General features: G+C 70.4%; 1 protein-coding gene. It reads right to left on the reverse strand.

Annotated features, from left to right (window positions below):
- Positions 1 to 649 (reverse strand): beta/alpha barrel domain-containing protein (locus RCG67_RS16815; RefSeq protein WP_368827933.1); only part of this gene is annotated, 649 nt, incomplete at its 3' end.
- Positions 650 to 851: the final 202 nt, after the last annotated feature.

Consider the following 851-nt stretch of genomic DNA (forward strand, 5'->3'; position numbering starts at 1 on the left):
ACGGAGCGGCGAGCTCCTTGGCCTTCACGTAGAGGGCGTCGGGGGAGATCGCGTACAGGGCCCGCAGCTCCGCGATCTGGCCGCGGATGGTGCGGATGTGCTTGGTGGCCTCGGAGACGTCGCCCGTGCCGGCCTCGCCCTTGGAGCGGACCATGGCGGCGCCCTCGGCGATCCGGCGCAGGGCCTCGCCCAGGTTGGTGGCACCGCACACGAACGGGACGGTGAAGCGCTGCTTGTCGATGTGGTTGACGTAGTCGGCGGGGGAGAGGACCTCGGACTCGTCGATGTAGTCGACCTTCAGGTGCTCCAGGACCTGCGCCTCCACGAAGTGGCCGATGCGGACCTTGGCCATGACTGGGATGGAGACGGCGGCCTGGATGCCCTCGATCAGGTCCGGGTCGGACATGCGGGCCACGCCGCCCTGGGCGCGGATGTCGGCGGGCACCCGCTCGAGGGCCATCACGGCCACGGCGCCGGCGTCCTCGGCGATGCGGGCCTGCTCGGCGGTGACGACATCCATGATGACGCCGCCCTTGAGCATGTCGGCGAGGCCGCGCTTGACCAGCGGGGAGCCGGTCAGGGGGGTGGCGTCCGCGGGGGACGCGGTCCGGGCGGAGGTCTGGGCAGGGGTGGTCTGCAGATCGGTCATGCGTCCCATCCTCCGGGCCGGAGTGGTCCACCGACAGGTCCACCAACGATAGAATTCGTCGGACCACTCGTCCGCAGACGAGTCCGCAGACGAGTCCGCAGACGAGTCCGCAGAGGGGTCCAAAGAGGAGCCAGCGGACGACTTCCGCGGACGACAGAGAACCGAGGCCCCGTGCGCCATCCCCACGACGTCGAGGTGCCCG

The sequence above is a fragment of the Kocuria cellulosilytica genome, assembly GCF_040981245.1.
Taxonomy (GTDB): Bacteria; Actinomycetota; Actinomycetes; order Actinomycetales; family Micrococcaceae; genus Kocuria; species Kocuria cellulosilytica.